This is a genomic window from Klebsiella sp. KP20-425-1, assembly GCF_025813515.1.
Taxonomy (GTDB): Bacteria; Pseudomonadota; Gammaproteobacteria; order Enterobacterales; family Enterobacteriaceae; genus Klebsiella; species Klebsiella pneumoniae.
Genome location: NZ_CP109614.1, coordinates 3,601,585 through 3,618,575 on the forward strand (window position 1 = coordinate 3,601,585; position 16,991 = coordinate 3,618,575).

General features: G+C 61.2%; 16 protein-coding genes. 7 read left to right on the forward strand and 9 right to left on the reverse strand.

The annotated features are described in order from the left end of the window. From OHJ17_RS17775 to OHJ17_RS17800, 6 genes are all read right to left on the reverse strand, one after another. Positions 1-996, reverse strand: coding sequence for a DUF979 domain-containing protein (locus OHJ17_RS17775; protein ID WP_021470144.1), 996 nt, complete (start codon positions 994-996; stop codon positions 1-3). After that, positions 993-1,718 carry a DUF969 domain-containing protein gene (locus OHJ17_RS17780; protein ID WP_032432815.1) on the reverse strand — a complete coding sequence of 242 codons (726 nt, stop codon included), beginning with the start codon at positions 1,716-1,718 and terminating at the stop codon, positions 993-995. The genes OHJ17_RS17775 and OHJ17_RS17780 overlap by 4 nt, the downstream gene beginning before the upstream one ends. A gap of 81 nt (positions 1,719-1,799) precedes the next feature. Next, on the reverse strand, positions 1,800-2,543 hold the full coding sequence (gene pxpA / locus OHJ17_RS17785) for a 5-oxoprolinase subunit PxpA (protein ID WP_004176856.1): 744 nt from the start codon (positions 2,541-2,543) through the stop codon (positions 1,800-1,802). Beyond that, positions 2,533-3,465, reverse strand: coding sequence for a 5-oxoprolinase subunit PxpC (pxpC, locus tag OHJ17_RS17790; protein ID WP_004183433.1), 933 nt, complete (start codon positions 3,463-3,465; stop codon positions 2,533-2,535). The genes pxpA and pxpC overlap by 11 nt, the downstream gene beginning before the upstream one ends. Then, entirely contained in the window at positions 3,459-4,115 is a 657-nt protein-coding gene (pxpB, locus tag OHJ17_RS17795; protein ID WP_004214454.1) for a 5-oxoprolinase subunit PxpB, read from the reverse strand. Before pxpB ends, pxpC begins: the two co-directional genes overlap by 7 nt. A gap of 14 nt (positions 4,116-4,129) precedes the next feature. After that, positions 4,130-4,873 carry a type 2 GTP cyclohydrolase I gene (locus OHJ17_RS17800; protein ID WP_267302464.1) on the reverse strand — a complete coding sequence of 248 codons (744 nt, stop codon included), beginning with the start codon at positions 4,871-4,873 and terminating at the stop codon, positions 4,130-4,132. 267 nt (positions 4,874-5,140) lie between these two features. Between OHJ17_RS17800 and dtpD the strand changes: the two genes are divergently transcribed. Beyond that, on the forward strand, positions 5,141-6,619 hold the full coding sequence (gene dtpD, locus OHJ17_RS17805; protein ID WP_004183429.1) for a dipeptide permease DtpD: 1,479 nt from the start codon (positions 5,141-5,143) through the stop codon (positions 6,617-6,619). Here the strand turns inward: dtpD and phrB are convergent. Together phrB and OHJ17_RS17815 are read right to left on the reverse strand one after the other, a co-directional pair. Beyond that, on the reverse strand, positions 6,591-8,033 hold the full coding sequence (gene phrB / locus OHJ17_RS17810) for a deoxyribodipyrimidine photo-lyase (protein WP_009308193.1): 1,443 nt from the start codon (positions 8,031-8,033) through the stop codon (positions 6,591-6,593). The genes dtpD and phrB overlap by 29 nt on opposite strands. A 183-nt stretch (positions 8,034-8,216) precedes the next feature. Then, positions 8,217-8,426: a DUF2517 family protein gene (locus tag OHJ17_RS17815; RefSeq protein ID WP_004142243.1), complete on the reverse strand. Its 210-nt coding sequence runs from the start codon at positions 8,424-8,426 to the stop codon at positions 8,217-8,219. A 306-nt stretch (positions 8,427-8,732) separates the two neighbouring features. Here OHJ17_RS17815 and kdpF point away from each other — a divergent pair, with 306 nt between their 5' ends. The 6 genes from kdpF to kdpE are packed head-to-tail and all read left to right on the forward strand — an operon-like array spanning position 8,733 to position 16,518. Next, positions 8,733-8,822, forward strand: a complete 90-nt coding sequence (gene kdpF, locus OHJ17_RS17820; protein WP_020323459.1) for a K(+)-transporting ATPase subunit F — start codon at positions 8,733-8,735, stop codon at positions 8,820-8,822. Beyond that, complete coding sequence (gene kdpA / locus OHJ17_RS17825; protein WP_032432813.1) at positions 8,822-10,501, forward strand: potassium-transporting ATPase subunit KdpA; 1,680 nt, start codon at positions 8,822-8,824, stop codon at positions 10,499-10,501. The genes kdpF and kdpA overlap by 1 nt, the downstream gene beginning before the upstream one ends. 20 nt (positions 10,502-10,521) lie before the next feature. Beyond that, entirely contained in the window at positions 10,522-12,570 is a 2,049-nt protein-coding gene (gene kdpB, locus OHJ17_RS17830; RefSeq protein ID WP_004147607.1) for a potassium-transporting ATPase subunit KdpB, read from the forward strand. 10 nt (positions 12,571-12,580) lie between these two features. Then, positions 12,581-13,156: a potassium-transporting ATPase subunit KdpC gene (kdpC, locus tag OHJ17_RS17835; RefSeq protein ID WP_032432811.1), complete on the forward strand. Its 576-nt coding sequence runs from the start codon at positions 12,581-12,583 to the stop codon at positions 13,154-13,156. After that, positions 13,157-15,844 (forward strand): two-component system sensor histidine kinase KdpD, encoded by a 2,688-nt coding sequence (gene kdpD, locus OHJ17_RS17840; protein ID WP_004142255.1) that lies wholly within the window; start codon positions 13,157-13,159, stop codon positions 15,842-15,844. Next, complete coding sequence (gene kdpE, locus OHJ17_RS17845) at positions 15,841-16,518, forward strand: two-component system response regulator KdpE (protein ID WP_002894776.1); 678 nt, start codon at positions 15,841-15,843, stop codon at positions 16,516-16,518. Before kdpD ends, kdpE begins: the two co-directional genes overlap by 4 nt. On the opposite strand, the gene OHJ17_RS17850 is transcribed toward kdpE, so the two are convergent. Continuing rightward, complete coding sequence (locus tag OHJ17_RS17850) at positions 16,500-16,937, reverse strand: hypothetical protein (protein WP_004223677.1); 438 nt, start codon at positions 16,935-16,937, stop codon at positions 16,500-16,502. The two genes, kdpE and OHJ17_RS17850, sit on opposite strands and share 19 nt — an antisense overlap. Positions 16,938-16,991 lie beyond the last annotated feature (54 nt).

Sequence of the window (16,991 nt, forward strand, 5' to 3'; positions counted from 1 at the left end):
TTACAGGAACATCAGGAAATAGAGTAAGAATACATTGACGATAAGCAACAGGATACCGGTCGGTATCTGGGCTTTAATCACCGCGTTTTTATCCGGCAGTTCCAGCAGCGCCGCCGGGACAATATTGAAGTTCGCCGCCATCGGCGTCATCAGCGTGCCGCAGTAGCCGGAAAACATACCAATCGCCGCCATTACCGCCGGATTGCCGCCGTGCTGCAGGACTAAAATCGGAATGCCAACTCCGGCGGTCACAATAGGGAAAGCGGCAAAGGCGTTGCCCATCACCATTGTCAGCACCGCCATGCCGATGGCATACACAGCCACGGCGATAAAGCGGTTATCGACCGCCAGATAGTGCTCGGTCAGCCATGAAATGCTGGTTCCGACGCCCGCTGCGGTAAACAGCAGCCCCAGCACCGCGAGGATTTGCGGCAGGATAAAGGCCCAGCCGACGGAATCAAGCAAACGGCGCGCTTCCTGCATTGGCTGCGCCACCGTTTCATGCGTCATACGAATCGCCATCGCCAGGCCAATCAGCGTACCGACAGTCATCGAGAACAGAGTAATCAGCGTCGCGTGGTTGCCCGGCCCGAAGAGCGCCACCTGCCATGAGGGCAGATTGTTAAACAGCAGTACGCCAATGACGGTGACGACCGGAATCGCCAGCGCCGGAAAGAAAAGTTTGTTGCCGAGGCGTTTCGCGCTGGTGGTTTTCTCTTCCTGGGTACGCTGATGGTAGCTGCCGAGACGCACGCCGCCAAAACCGGCGATCAGCGCCAGGATGACCACCACCCCGCCGACAGCGATATTCACCGTACGCTTATCGCCCACCAGTTGATATGTCCAGTCGCCGAGCAAGAACACCAGCCCGTACAGGCCCCAGAACAGACCGGTTGTCAGACGCCGCGGATTGCTTTTGTCGCGCCAGGACATGATAGCCACGACCAGCAGTACCGCGCCGGCCAGCCAGTATAAATAGGTTTGCTGGAAATTCATGCCGCACCGCCTTTCGCCTGTCCGGCGTTTATCCGGTCCAGCTCGCGCTGGAGATGGCGATCGAGTCGCCACAGGCGCGCGGCGTGGATCAGAAAGGCGCAGATCGCCGTCGGGATCCCCCACAGGGCAATATGCAACGGTTCTGTCTGGATCCCACCCGACTCCAGCATAAAGTTGTGCATGAAGATGATCGCGCCGAAGGCGACAAAAATATCTTCGCCGAAGAACAGCCCGACGTTATCGGTCGCCGCCGACATCGCGCGCAGGCGGTACCGTATATTGCCCGGCAGCGGGCCAAAGCGCTTTTCCGCCGCCCCCTCCGCCATCGGCGCCAGCAGCGGGCGCACCATTTGCGGATGTCCGCCGAGGCTGGTCAACCCCAGAGCGGCGGTGGCTTCGCGCACAAACAGATAGACGATCAGCAGACGTCCGGCGGTCGCGCTATGGATCTTCGCGATCCACGCCTGCGCCCGCTCTTTCAGACCATGGCGCTCCAGCAGCCCGATCACCGCCAGCGGCAGCAGCAGAATAAACGGCAGATTACGGGTATTCAGGAAGCCCTCGCCCAGTTTCTCCAGAATAGTGGCTATTGGCATATGCGCCGCCACGCCGGTGACGATCCCGGAGATAATCACCACCAGCACCGGGTTAAAGCGTAATACAAAACCGACCACAATCACGGCAATGCCGATTAGCGGCCAGAGGGATATCGCCTCTTGCATAATAACGTCCTGTTCAGTTGTGAGTATTGTGAGTGTTGTTAATTATTTGATTTAATTATTATTAATAACTTAGGCGGACTATTACTCGAGGTCCGCGCTGACGTCGATATTCCGCCCGGCAAACGCGGCGCGCAAGCGTCGGGCGAAATCGAGCGCGTGAGCGCCATCGCCATGCAGGCAGACCGTTTCCGCCTTTACATGCGCCCATTCGCCGCTCAGGCTGCGCACCCGATTGTGCTGCACCATTTCCAGCGTTTGCGCCAGCGCCTGCTCTTCGCTCTCAATCAGCGCGCCCGGTTGGCTACGCGGCACCAGGCTGCCGTCGGCCTGATAGCCGCGATCGGCGAAGACTTCCTGGCGCGTCGTCAACTGATAATGCTGTCCGGCGCGGATAAGCTCGCTGCCCGCCAGCCCAACCAGCACCAGGTCGGCGTCGGCATCGCGCACCGCACGGGCGATAGCGTCGGCCAAAGGCGGCTCTTTCGCCGCCTGGTTGTACAACATGCCATGCGGTTTGACGTGCCGCAGCTCGCCCCCCTGGGCGTGTACGATTGCCGCCAGCGCGCCAATTTGGTACAGCACCTGGGCGTAGACCGTCTCTGGCGGTAACTGCATCGCGGTTCGACCGAAATTTTCCCGGTCCGGGAAGCTCGGGTGTGCGCCAATAGCGACGCCGTTTTTCAGCGCCTCGCGCACGCATTGCTGCATAAGAACCGCATCGCCGGCGTGAAAGCCGCAGGCGATATTGGCGGAAGAGACCAGCTGCAGCAGCGCGCTATCGCTGGCGCAGCCTTCGCCGAGGTCGGCATTTAAATCAATTTTCATCGCTTAATCTCCAGGCCAGTTGTTCAAGGTAGCGCTGCTGGTCGGCGCGCGCTTTTAGCGCTTCCTCCAGCGAACAGGGGGTGAAATGGATCGGCTGACCTAGCGGAATTTGCGCCAGTTGGTACATATCGGCTTCAATAATGCAGGCTATACGCGGATAGCCGCCGGTGGTTTGCGCATCGTTCATCAACACAATCGGCTGGCCGTTATGCGGTACCTGTACCACGCCGGGCAGCAGGCCATGAGAGAGCATTTCCCGGTCGGTTGTGCGCCTGAGCGGCTGCCCCTGCAGGCGGTAGCCCATACGGTTGCTTTGCGGACTCAGCTTCCACGGCGAGCGCCAGAAAGACTCCTGCGACACGCTGTCGAATTCGTGATACTCCGGCCCCGGCAGCGCGCGAATAATATTGCCTATCGGCAGCTGTTTAACGCCGCGCGAGGCGCTAAAGCGGCGGGACGATTTCCCAATCTTCACTTGATCGCCATCCTGCAACCGGCGCCCTTCGATTCCGCCGATACCGACTTTCAGATCCGTAGAGCGGGAACCTAAAACTTCAGGGACATCAATACCGCCCGCGACCGCCAGATAGCTGCGGATCCCATGCTGAGGATTTTTCAGCACCAGCCGCTGCCCGGCCTTCGCCTCCATTCGCCAGCCCAACCAGACCGGCGCGCCGTCGAGCGTCGCTTCACAGGCGGCGCCGGTCAACGCGAACCAGCAGTGGCGGGTAAACTGCACATCGACCTGACCCAGCGTAATTTCCAGCGCCGCCGCCTCCGGCGCATTGCCCACCAGCAGATTGGCAATGGTCATCGCCGGTTTATCCAGCGCGCCGCAGCGGCTAATCCCCCACTGGCGCTGGCCTTCCCGGCCGCCATCCTGTACCGAGGTATACATGCCGGCGCGGATAAATTTCAACATACCCCCTCCTTCTGCGGCACAAAGCGCACGCGATCGCCGGAACGCAGCAGCACCGGCTCTTCACGTTTTGGATCGAATAATGCCAGCGGCGTGCGCCCCAGCAGCTGCCAGCCGCCCGGCGTCGCCAGCGGATAAATACCGGTTTGCGATCCGCCGATGCCGACGGATCCCGCCGGTACCAGTACGCGCGGCTCGGCGCGACGCGGCATCGCCAGCTGCTCCGGCAGGCCGCCAAAGTACGGAAACCCCGGCTGGAAACCCAGAAACCACACCATATACTCCACCGAAGAGTGCAGTTCGACCACCTGCTTTTCGCTCAAACCGCTATGGCGCGCGACGTCGCCAAGATCTGGCCCCGCCTCGCCGCCGTAGATAACCGGGATACTTATCTCACGGGATTCCGGCTCCAGCGCATCGCTCTCTTCCCACCAGCGCTGCAGCTTGTCAATCGCCTCCCACGCCATCTCCTGCGGATGACGCAGCACAACGGTGATGTTGTTCATCCCCGGGATCACTTCAACCACCTCTTCGCGATCGGTCAACCGCTGCGTCAGGCCCCAGATACGTTTTTGGCTCTCCAGGGTCACCGGAGGCTCAAGCTCCAGGACCACCGCCGTTTCACCTAACAGATAACAACGCGCTCGCTGCACTTTCTTCTCTCCCGTCAGGCAGGGTTAGGAATATCAATAAAGGTAACATCCAGATCGGTCGTTTCCGTCAGCCATTCGCTGAGGGCGCGAATGCCGCCCCGCTCGGTGGCGTGGTGGCCGGCGGCATAAAAATGCAGGCCCTGCTCGCGGGCAGAGTGAATAGTTTGTTCCGACACTTCGCCGGTGATAAAGGCGTCCACGCCAAAGCGCGCCGCGGCGTCGATAAAGCTCTGGCCGCCGCCGGTACACCAGGCGACGCGGCTGACGGTATCCGGCCCGGTATCGCCGCACCACAGCGGCTTGCGCCCCAGTCGCGCTTCGATCCACGAGGCCAGTTCGAGGCCGGAAACCGGCATCGACAGCTCGCCCCACGGCACCAGCGGTTCGATTTCGCCGAGCACGTTAATCCCCAGCAGATGCGCCAGCTGCGCGTTATTGCCCAGCTCCGGATGGGCATCCAGCGGCAGGTGCCAACCGTAGAGATTGATATCGTTGGCCAGCAGGGTTTTCAGGCGACGGCGCTTCATGCCGCAGATCACTGGCGATTCGTTTTTCCAGAAATAGCCGTGATGAACAATCACCGCATCCGCCTGCAGACGGACGGCCTCATCCAGCAGCGCCTGGCAGGCCGTCACTCCGGTGACGATCTTGTGCACCGTTTCGCGTCCTTCCACCTGCAGACCGTTAGGGGCGAAGTCACTGATGGCCGCACTATTGAGCTTGTCGTTAATCAGTTGTTCCAGTTCGCTATTTTTCATCGCCACTCCAGCAGATAATCAGGTTATACAAAGGCATAACATAACCATATCCATTCGGGTCGTCGATAGTCCGCTACCGTCACTGACCATGACTTTTTAACGAATCCCGCAATTTGTCTATTCATCCCGCCGCGCATTAGTGTATATTTATGCACTAATAAAGCATATTAAATAATCAGAAAGCCCCTCAAGCCATGAATATGACTGATAAATCGCTATTCATGCAGAACGATCGACTTTCGCTTTACGCCAGGAAACACACTTCATATGCAGACAACATCATCGCAGCCGCGGGCGATCTACTACGTCGTGGCGCTGCAAATCTGGGAGTATTTTAGCTTTTACGGCATGCGCGCCCTGCTGATCCTCTATCTCACCAATCAGCTCAAATATGACGATAACCATGCCTACGCCCTGTTCAGCGCCTACTGTTCGCTGGTCTATGTGACGCCGATCCTCGGCGGCTATCTGGCCGATAAGCTGTTAGGCAACCGGATGGCGGTCATGCTCGGCGCGCTGCTGATGGCCATTGGCCATCTGGTGCTCGGGGCCAGCGAAACCGCTCCGGTTTTCCTGTACCTGTCGCTGGCGATCATCGTCTGCGGCTACGGGTTGTTTAAATCCAACGTCAGCTGTCTGCTGGGCGAGCTGTACGAACCCGCCGATCCGCGTCGCGATGGCGGCTTTTCGCTGATGTATGCCGCCGGCAATATCGGCTCGATTATCGCGCCGATCGCCTGCGGCTACGTACAGGAGGAGTATAGCTGGGCGATGGGCTTTGCCCTGGCGGCCATCGGCATGGTCGCGGGGCTGGTGATTTTCCTCTGCGGCAACCGTCATTTCCAGTATACCGCCGGCGTCAACCGCCAGGCGCTGTGCGCGCGCCGCTTCCTGTTGCCGAACTGGGGCTGGCTGCTGGTATTGCTGGTTACCGCCCCGCTGCTGATTGCGGTACTGTTCTGGCAGGAGTGGTCGGTGTATGCCCTGATGGTCGCCACGGCCATTGGCCTCGCGGTACTGGCGCGGATCTACCTGCGCGCCGAAACCGATAAACAGCGCAAGGATCTGCGCCTGATCGTCGTCCTGACCGCCTTCAGCCTGCTGTTCTGGGCCTTCGCCCAACAGGGCGGGAGCTCCATCAGCCTGTATATTGACCGCTTCGTTAACCGCCATATCATGAGCTACGAAGTCCCTACCGCTATGTTCCAGTCAATCAACGCCTTCGCGGTGATGCTCTGCGGGATGGTGCTGGCGTGGCTGGTGAAAGAGAGCGTGAACGGCAATCGCACCGTGCGCATCTGGGGGAAATTTGCCCTCGGTCTGGGCCTGATGAGCGCCGGGTTCTGCATTTTGACCCTCAGCGCCCGCTGGTCGGCGGCCTATGGTCAGTCGTCCATGCCGCTGATGGTGCTGGGTCTGGCGGTGATGGGCTTTGCCGAACTGTTTATCGACCCGGTCGCGATGTCGCAGATCACCCGCATTGAGATCCCGGGTGTCACTGGGGTGCTGACCGGTATCTATATGCTGCTCTCAGGGGCCATCGCCAACTATCTGGCCGGCGTTATCGCCGACCAGACCTCGCAGGCGTCATTCGACGCCGCCGGAGCGGTGAACTACTCCATTGACGCCTACATTACCGTCTTCAGCCAGATCACCTGGGGCGCGCTGGCCTGCGTCGGCGTGGTGCTGGTCATCTGGCTGTATCATTCGCTGAAAGTCAGGACCCGCCGTCTGGCGGTGGAGTAATTCCTTTTCTGGCGGCCTCCCAGGCCGCCAGCGTCTCCTGCCGCGCCTGCTTGTGATCAACTATCGGGCGCGAATAGTCCAGCGTGATCCCTTGTTTATCCGCCCACGCCCACGGCTGATGCAGGGCCTTCTCCGGCACCTTTGCCAGCTCCGGCAGCCAGCGACGTATAAACACCCCCTGTTTATCAAACTTTTCGCCCTGGGTGGTGGGGTTAAATATGCGAAAATAGGGCGCGGCGTCGGTGCCCGTTGAAGCCGCCCACTGCCAGCCGCCGTTATTCGCCGCCAGGTCGCCATCAATCAGCTGGCTCATGAAATAGCGCTCGCCCGCCCGCCAGTCGAGGCGCAAATCTTTCGTCAGGAAGCTGGCGACAATCATGCGCAACCGGTTATGCATCCAGCCGGTGGCGTTCAGCTGGCGCATGGCGGCATCAACAATCGGAAAACCGGTCTCCCCGCGCTGCCAGGCCTGCAGGGCGGCCTCCTCTGCGCGCCAGGCGACCTTATCTGTCCAGGCAGTAAATGGCCGTCCTTTACAGAGCTTCGGATAGTAGACCATCAGATGGCGGTAAAACTCGCGCCAGATCAGCTCGTTAAGCCAGGTGGCGCCGGCTCCGCCGTCCAGCGCGGCGGGATGTTCCGTCAGCAGACGATGCAGGCACTGGCGGGGGGACAGCACGCCGATGGCCAGGCAGGGCGACAGGCGACTGGTCCCTTCCACGGCCGGGAAGTCGCGCTGCCCCTCGTAATCCGCCGCCGCTTGCTGACAAAACGCGCGCAGACGCGCCAGCGCCGTTTTTTCATCCGCGGCAAACAGCAGCCCGTCGAACGGCGTTTGCGGGTAGTTAAGCTCAGGCAGCGGCGGCGCCTGGCGGGCAGGCGCCTGGCGCGGCTTCGGGGCCGCCACGCACGCCGGCAGTCCGTCCCGCAGACGGCGAATAAACGCATTTTTAAACGGGGTGAAGACTTTATACATTTCGCCGCCACCGGTCAGTACGCTGCCGGGCGGCAACAGGACGCTGTCGTCGAAGCCCTGGCAAATCACGTCGCGCAAGGTGTTCTCAACGGCGGCATCGCGCTGGCGTTCATTGAATTCGTACTGATAGTTGTAGAACAGGTGACTGACCTGATGCTGCTGGCAAAAATCGGCCAGCCGTTCGACGCTGGCGGTAAAATCGTCCGCCTCTTCCACCCACAGCGGTATACCCCGTTCCGCCAGCGCGGCATGCAGACTCTGTAAATGGCTGGCGATAAAAGCGGCCTGCCGTGGCGCCAGGTGATGTTCACGCCACTGCCCCGGGGTGGCGATATACAGCGCCAGCACCTGCGCCTGCGGATCGCGGCAGGCGGCAGCCAGCGCCAGGTTATCGTGAATGCGTAAATCCGTGCGTAACCAGACCAGATGGGTGGCCATATCACTCCTTATTATCCGTCAGCAATACTCATCTTATGATCTAAGCCGGCAAAAATAGCGCGCTCCGGCAAAATACGCACCTGCCAATTCCAAGGCGGCGCATAAAAACGAGTGTAGACAAGCGGCGAAAAAAAACCGCCGGGGCAACCCGGCGGTCTTGTTATTTTCTTCGCAGCAGGAGGATTAATAGAAATCGTGAGCGGCTTTCTCCGCCTGCGCCATCCACACCGGCTGCTCGCTGGTTTTCGACCACACCCGGTGCAGCCAGCTGTAGTAGCGGGCGCGATCTTTCCAGAACAGCATCACCGGCAGCGCCGCGACGCCAGCCACGACGGCGAAAGCACGACGCAGCAAAATAATATGAGCAGGATAAGCTTTGTACAACGCCATCATTTCTCTCCCCTTTGTCAGGCCGGCAAGCAGCGCCGGTAAAATTAATCATGTTTGTCTGAGCAAAATAATACCGCTCTGCTTGTAATTTTACTACTCATCCGACCACTAAAAAGCACGTATTTATACTTAATTTACATTCGCCACGTAAATTAGTTACGAAAAAGTTAAATTAATACTAACCATCAGTTAATTTGTGCCTTTGTCATTTTTATACTTTTTTTACACCGCACCCGCGGATTTTTGCGAAATCTTTGCGCCGTAATTTCTATCCTCCAGGTAAATCGAAAACACACCCGGAGGTGGATTGTGACTGCAGGCGTACTCACTGGCGTTGGGCTGGTGTTCCTGTTACTGGCTTATCTGGTTTATGCCTTGATACATGCGGAGGCATTCTGATGGCTGCCCAGGGATTTTTATTATTAGCCAGCTATCTGCTGGTATTGCTGGTGCTGGCGCGCCCGCTGGGGATGTGTCTGGCGAGAATGGTGAATGACATCCCGCTTCCCGGCCTGGCCGGGGTCGAGCGCGTCTTGTGGCGCGTGGCCGGGATCCGCGCCGAAGAGATGGGCTGGCTGCAGTATTTGCTGGCGCTCCTGCTGTTTAACGCCCTCGGCGGCCTGGCGCTGTTTGCCCTGCTGATGCTCCAGGGCGTGCTGCCGTTTAACCCGCAGCACCTGCCGGGGCTGTCATGGGATCTGGCGCTCAATACCGCGATCAGCTTTGTCAGCAATACCAACTGGCAGGCTTACGCCGGCGAAAGCACCATGAGTTATCTCAGCCAGATGGTCGGCCTGACGGTGCAGAATTTCCTCTCCGCCGCCACCGGCATCGCCGTGGTCTTCGCCCTGACCCGCGCCTTCGCCCGGCAGAAAATGTCGACCCTCGGCAATGCCTGGGTCGACCTGACGCGCATTACCCTGTGGCTGCTGCTGCCGCTCTCTCTGCTGGTGGCCCTGTTCTTTATTCAGCAGGGTGTGCCGCAGAATCTGCAGGCCTACCAGCCCTTTACCACCCTCGAAGGGGTGCACCAGCTGCTGCCGATGGGGCCTGTCGCCTCACAGGAAGCGATTAAGCTGCTGGGCACTAACGGCGGCGGTTTCTTCAATGCCAACTCCGCCCATCCGTTTGAAAACCCGACCGCGCTGACCAATCTCGTGCAGATGCTGGCGATCTTCCTGATCCCGGCGGCGCTGTGCTTCGCCTTCGGCGAGGTGGTAAGCGATCGGCGTCAGGGACGCGCCATCCTGTGGGCAATGACGCTGATCTTTATCCTCTGCGTCGCCGTGGTGATGTGGGCGGAGACCCGCGGCAATCCGCATCTGCTGACGCTGGGCGCCGACAGCAGCCTGAATATGGAAGGAAAAGAGAGTCGCTTCGGTATTCTCGCCAGCAGTCTGTTCGCGGTGATCACCACCGCCGCCTCCTGCGGCGCGGTCAATGCCATGCATGACTCCCTCACCGCGCTGGGCGGCATGGTGCCGATGTGGCTGATGCAGATTGGCGAAGTGGTATTCGGCGGCGTCGGCTCGGGCCTGTACGGCATGCTGCTGTTCGTTATGCTGGCGGTATTTATCGCCGGGCTGATGGTCGGCCGCACCCCGGAGTACCTCGGGAAGAAAATCGATGTCCGGGAAATGAAAATGATCGCCCTCGCCATTCTGGTCACCCCGACGCTGGTGTTGCTCGGCACGGCGCTGGCGATGATGACCGACGCCGGCCGCGCCGGGATGTTCAACCCTGGACCGCACGGCTTTAGCGAAGTGCTGTACGCCGTCACCTCGGCGGCCAATAACAACGGTAGCGCCTTCGCTGGCCTGGGCGCGGCGACGCCGTTCTGGAACCTGCTGCTGGCGTTCTGCATGCTGGTCGGCCGCTTCGCCGTCATCATTCCGGTGATGGCCATCGCCGGCTCGCTGGTGGCGAAGAAAATTCAACCGGCCAGCCCCGGCACCCTGGCCACCCACGACGCCCTGTTTATCGGTTTACTGATCGGCACCGTGCTGCTGGTGGGCGCCCTGACCTTTATTCCTGCGCTGGCGCTTGGCCCGCTGGCTGAACACTTTTCCTTACTTTGAGCGATGCGGAGCACCCTGTTATGAGTCGCAAACAATTAGCCCTGCTGGAGCCGACGCTGGTGCGCCAGGCGCTGCTGGATGCCGTGAAAAAACTCAGCCCGATGGTGCAATGGCGCAATCCGGTGATGTTTATCGTCTGGGTGGGCAGTCTGTTAACCACCCTGCTGGCGATCGCCATGGCTGGCGGCGCCCTGACCGGTAGCGCCACCTTTACCGCCGCCGTCAGTATCTGGCTGTGGTTTACCGTGCTGTTCGCCAACTTTGCCGAAGCGATGGCGGAAGGCCGCAGCAAAGCCCAGGCCAACAGCCTGAAAGGGGTGAAAAAAACGGCCTTCGCCCGCAAACTGCGCGCCCCGCAGCATGACGCGCCGGTCGATCACGTGCCGGCGGAAGACCTGCGCAAAGGCGACGTGGTACTGGTGGAAGCCGGGGATATTATCCCCTGCGATGGCGAAGTCATCGAAGGCGGCGCCTCGGTGGACGAAAGCGCCATTACCGGCGAGTCTGCCCCGGTGATCCGTGAATCCGGTGGCGATTTTGCCTCGGTGACCGGCGGGACACGCATTCTCTCCGACTGGCTGGTGATCCGCTGCAGCGTGAACCCGGGAGAAACCTTCCTCGACCGGATGATCGCCATGGTGGAAGGCGCCCAGCGCCGTAAAACGCCGAACGAGATCGCCCTGACGATCCTGCTGATCGCCCTGACGCTGGTGTTCCTGCTGGCCACCGCCACCATCTGGCCCTTCTCGGCGTGGAGCGGCAATGCGGTCAGCGTTACCGTACTGGTCGCCCTGCTGGTGTGCCTGATCCCGACCACCATCGGCGGGCTGCTGTCGGCCATCGGCGTCGCCGGGATGAGCCGTATGCTCGGCGCCAACGTGATCGCCACCAGCGGCCGCGCGGTGGAAGCCGCTGGCGACGTCGATGTCCTGCTGCTGGATAAAACCGGGACCATTACCCTCGGCAACCGCCAGGCTTCCGCCTTCCTGCCGGCTCGCGGCGTGGAAGAGCGAACCCTCGCCGACGCCGCCCAGCTCTCCTCGCTGGCGGATGAAACCCCTGAGGGGCGCAGCATCGTGGTGCTGGCGAAACAGCGCTTTAATCTGCGCGAACGCGATCTGCAGTCGCTGCACGCCACCTTTGTCCCCTTTACCGCGCAAACGCGGATGAGCGGCATCAATATCGATCAGCGCATGATCCGCAAAGGGTCGGTGGACGCCATTCGCCGCCACGTGGAGGCCAACGGCGGCCACTTCCCTGCCGATGTCGATAAACAGGTGGAAGAGGTCGCCCGCCAGGGGGCCACGCCGCTGGTGGTCGCCGAAGGGGAAAAGGTGCTGGGGATTATTGCGCTCAAAGATATCGTCAAAGGCGGCATCAAAGAACGTTTCGCCCAGCTGCGCAAAATGGGCATTAAAACGGTGATGATCACCGGCGATAACCGCCTGACCGCCGCGGCGATCGCCGCCGAGGCCGGCGTCGATGATTTCCTCGCCGAAGCGACGCCGGAAGCCAAGCTGGCGCTGATCCGCCAGTACCAGTCGGAAGGTCGGCTGGTGGCGATGACCGGCGACGGCACCAACGACGCGCCCGCGCTGGCTCAGGCCGACGTGGCGGTAGCCATGAACTCCGGTACCCAGGCGGCGAAGGAAGCGGGCAACATGGTCGACCTGGATTCCAACCCCACCAAGCTGATTGAGGTGGTCCATATCGGCAAACAGATGTTAATGACGCGCGGTTCGCTGACCACCTTCAGTATTGCCAACGACGTGGCGAAATATTTCGCCATTATTCCGGCGGCGTTTGCCGCGGTCTATCCTCAGCTGGCCATGCTGAACGTGATGGGCCTGCATTCGCCCTCATCGGCGATCCTCAGCGCCGTTATCTTCAACGCGCTGATCATCGTCTTTCTGATCCCGCTGGCCCTGAAAGGCGTCAGCTATCGCCCGCTCTCCGCCTCGGCGATGCTGCGCCGCAACCTGTGGATCTACGGCCTCGGCGGTCTGCTGGTGCCCTTTATCGGTATTAAAGCCATCGACCTGCTGCTGACCCTGAGCGGTCTGGTGTGAGGAACAAACTATGTCATTGATTCGTTCGGCACTTGTGCTATTTATTCTGTTAACGCTGCTCACCGGCGGCGTCTATCCTCTGCTTACCACCAGCCTGGGACAATGGTGGTTTAACTCACAGGCCAACGGCTCGCTGATCCGCCTGAACGGTGAAGTGCGCGGCTCGGCGCTGATTGGCCAGAACTTCACCGCCGCAGGCTATTTCCAGGGCCGCCCGTCGGCCACCGCGGAGACGACGGATAATCCCATGGCCTCTGGCGGCAGCAACCTCGCCGCCAGCAACCCGGCGCTGGATAAAGCGGTGAGCGAGCGCGTGCAGGCCCTGCGCGCCGCCAACCCGGACGCCGACCCGCGGGTGCCGGTCGAACTGGTCACCACCTCGGCGAGCGGTCTCGATAACAACCTGACTCCGGCCGCCGCGCTGTGGCAGGTGCCCCGGGTGGCTCAAGCGCGCCAGCTGAGCGTTGAGCAGGTAACCCAGTTGGTGAATCAGGCCACACAAACCCCGCTGCTGAGCTTCCTTGGCCAGCCGGTGGTCAATATACTGCAACTCAATATGGCGCTGGATACCCTGAAGGATAAGTAAATGAGTGACGAGCCGCTGCGCCCGGACCCTGACCGCCTGCTGCAGCACACCGCCGCCCCGCATCGCGGCAAACTGAAAGTGTTCTTTGGCGCCTGCGCCGGGGTGGGGAAAACCTGGGCGATGCTGGCGGAAGCGCAGCGGCTGCGCGCCCAGGGGCTGGATATTCTGATTGGCGTGGCGGAGACCCACGGCCGTAAAGAGACCGCCGCGATGCTGCAGGGCCTGAGCACTCTGCCGCCGCGGCGGCTTGCCCATCGCGGGCGGTACGTCTATGAGTTCGATCTCGACGCCGCCCTCGCCCGCCGTCCGGCGCTGATTCTGGTGGATGAGCTGGCGCACAGCAATGCGCCAGGCTCCCGCCATCCAAAGCGCTGGCAGGATGTGGATGAACTGCTGGAGGCCGGGATAGATGTTTTCACTACCGTTAACGTCCAGCATCTGGAAAGCCTGAATGACGTCGTCAGCGGGATCACCGGCGTGCAGGTGCGGGAAACGGTTCCCGATCCCTTCTTTGACGCCGCGGACGACGTGGTGCTGGTGGACCTCCCCCCTGACGATCTGCGCCAGCGGCTCAATGAGGGCAAAGTCTACATCGGCGGCCAGGCCGAGCGCGCTATCGAAAACTTTTTCCGCAAGGGCAATCTGATTGCGCTGCGCGAGCTGGCCCTGCGCCGCACCGCCGACCGCGTCGATGAGCAGATGCGCGCCTGGCGCGACCGCCAGGGCCAGGAGAAAGTCTGGCACACCCGCGATGCGATCCTGCTCTGTATCGGGCACAACACCGGCAGCGAAAAGCTGGTGCGCGCCGCCGCCCGGCTCGCCGCCCGCCTGGGCAGCGTCTGGCATGCGGTGTATGTCGAGACCCCTTCCCTGCACCGGCTACCGGAAGGCCGGCGGCGGGCTATTCTCGCCGCGCTGCGTCTGGCCCAGGAGCTGGGGGCCGAAACCGCCACCCTCTCCGACCCGTCGGAAGAGAAAGCGGTCCTCCATTACGCCCGCGAACATAACCTCGGCAAAATCGTCATTGGCCGCCAAAGCAAGCGCCGCTGGTGGGATCGCAGCGGCTTCGCCGATCGTCTGGCTCGCCATGCGCCGGACCTCGATCTGGTGGTGATCGCCCTCGATGAGAAACCCTTCCCCCTTGCCGCACGCGCCAGCGACAGCCGTCCGGCGCTGGAGAAATGGCGCCTGCAGCTGCAGGGCTGCGCGGTGGCGGTGGCGCTATGCGCCATCATTACCCTGGTGGCCATGCAGTGGTTGATGGCTTTCGAAGCCGCCAACCTGGTGATGCTCTATCTGCTGGGGGTGGTGATCATCGCCCTGGTCTATGGCCGCTGGCCGTCGGTGCTGGCGACGGTGATCAACGTCATCAGCTTCGATCTCTTTTTTGTCGCCCCGCGCGGGACGCTGGCGGTGTCGGATGTCCAGTATCTGCTCACCTTCGGCGTGATGCTCACCGTGGGCCTGCTTATCGGCAACCTCACCGCCGGCGTGCGCTACCAGGCGCGGGTGGCGCGCTACCGTGAACGCCGTACCCGCCATCTGTATGAGATGTCTAAAGCGCTGGCGGTGGGTCGCAGCCAGCAGGATATCGCCACCACCAGCGAGCGATTTATCGCCTCCACCTTTCAGGCCCGCAGCCAGCTGCTGCTCCCGGACGCCCAGGGAAAACTGCTGCCCTTAACCCACCAGCCAGGGCTGACCCCGTGGGATGATGCCATCGCCCGCTGGAGCTTTGATAAGGGCCAACCTGCCGGCGCCGGCACCGATACCCTGCCCGGCGTGCCGTATCAGATCTTGCCCCTGAAGAGCGCCGCCCGCACCTGGGGACTACTGGTGGTGGAACCGGAGAATCTGCGCCAATTGATGATCCCGGAGCAGCAGCGGCTGCTGGAGACCTTTACTCTGCTGGTGGCCAGCGCCCTGGAGCGCCTCACCCTGACCGCCAGCGAAGAGCAGGCCCGGCTGACCAGCGAGCGGGAAAGCCTGCGTAACTCGCTGCTCGCCGCCCTGTCGCACGATCTGCGTACTCCGCTAACCGTGCTGTTTGGCCAGGCGGAAATTCTGACCCTCGATCTGGCCAGCGAAGGTTCAAAACATGCCCCGCAGGCCAACGAAATCCGCCAGCATGTGCTCAACACCACCCGGCTGGTGAACAACCTGTTGGATATGGCGCGGATCCAGTCCGGCGGCTTTAATCTGCATAAGGAGTGGCTGACGCTGGAGGAAGTGGTCGGCAGCGCGCTGCGCATGCTCGAGCCAAGCCTCGGCGGCCAGCATATTCAGCTGGATTTACCCGATCCCCTCCAGCTGGTGCATGTCGACGGACCGCTGTTCGAGCGGGTGCTGATCAACCTGCTGGAAAATGCCCATAAGTATGCCGGCGCCCGGGCGAGCATCGGCATCCGCGCCGAGGCGGACGCCCGGCAGCTGTCGCTGGAGGTATGGGATAACGGTCCTGGGATCCCGGCAGGCCAGGAGCAGACTATCTTTGATAAATTCGCCCGCGGCAACAAAGAGTCGGCGATCCCTGGCGTCGGGCTGGGCCTTGCCATCTGTCAGGCCATCGTCGACGTCCACGGCGGGACCATCTCCGCCAGCAACCGGCCCGAGGGCGGCGCCTCATTCCGTGTTACACTGCCGGGAGAAACGCCCCCTGAACTGGAAGAGCTACCTGAGGAATTGTGATTAACGTTCTGATTATCGAAGACGAACACGCTATCCGACGCTTTCTCCGCACCGCGCTGGAAGCCGACGGCATGCGCGTATTTGAAGCGGAAACCCTGCAGCGTGGGCTGATTGAAGCCGCCACCCGTAAGCCCGACCTCGCGATCCTCGATCTCGGCCTGCCGGATGGTGACGGCATTGATTTTATTCGCGACCTGCGTCAGTGGAGCCAGATGCCGATTATCGTCCTGTCAGCGCGTAGCGAAGAGCATGACAAAATTGCCGCCCTGGATGCCGGCGCCGATGACTACTTAAGTAAACCCTTTGGCATCGGCGAGCTGCAGGCCCGCCTGCGCGTCGCGCTGCGTCGCCACGGCGCGGCGCAGGCCGATGAGCCGGTGGTGCGCTTCGCTGACCTGGAGGTCAATATCCCCGCCCGCCGCATCCTGCGCGGCAGCGAAGAGATCCACCTGACGCCTATCGAGTTTCGCCTGCTGGCGGCGCTGTTGAATAATCCCGGCAAAGTGCTTACCCAGCGTCAGCTGCTGAATCAGGTGTGGGGGCCTAACGCCGTGGAGCACAGCCACTATCTGCGGATCTATATGGGTCATCTGCGACAAAAGCTGGAGGCCGATCCGGCACGGCCGCAGCATTTGCTGACCGAAACCGGGATTGGCTATCGCTTTATGCCCTGAATCCCGCCTCTGCAGTACCAGAGGCTGGCGATTTTCAGCCCTTCAGAGAGCAGCAGAAAGCCTGCCAGGATCGCTACATGCCTGATGCCGGCAGCCTGAATCAGCCACAGGCCCAGCGATAGCGAAGGCTGCATAAACAGCAGCCTGAGCGGCGCCTGCCCCCAGGCCAGCCACAGCGCATAGCGGCTCTGGCGGAAAAAAAAGATCATCGATAGCGGGATGCTGATAATCAGCAGAACATTCAGCGGGTACAGCCAGACCGCCGCGGAGCCCCAGGTGTGCAGCAGCTGGAGATAAGCCAGCAGATCGTCGTAAAAAGGGAGGCGGCGGTGGGCAATATTCCACCATAAGAATTGCAGGACGAAAAAGAGATCCATCCACGCCCAGAACAAAAACAGGGACTTCCGTTGTATTTTCATCGCTATCCTTGCGAAAAAAATCAGGCCCGCAAGGGGCCTGATGGTAGTGCGTCG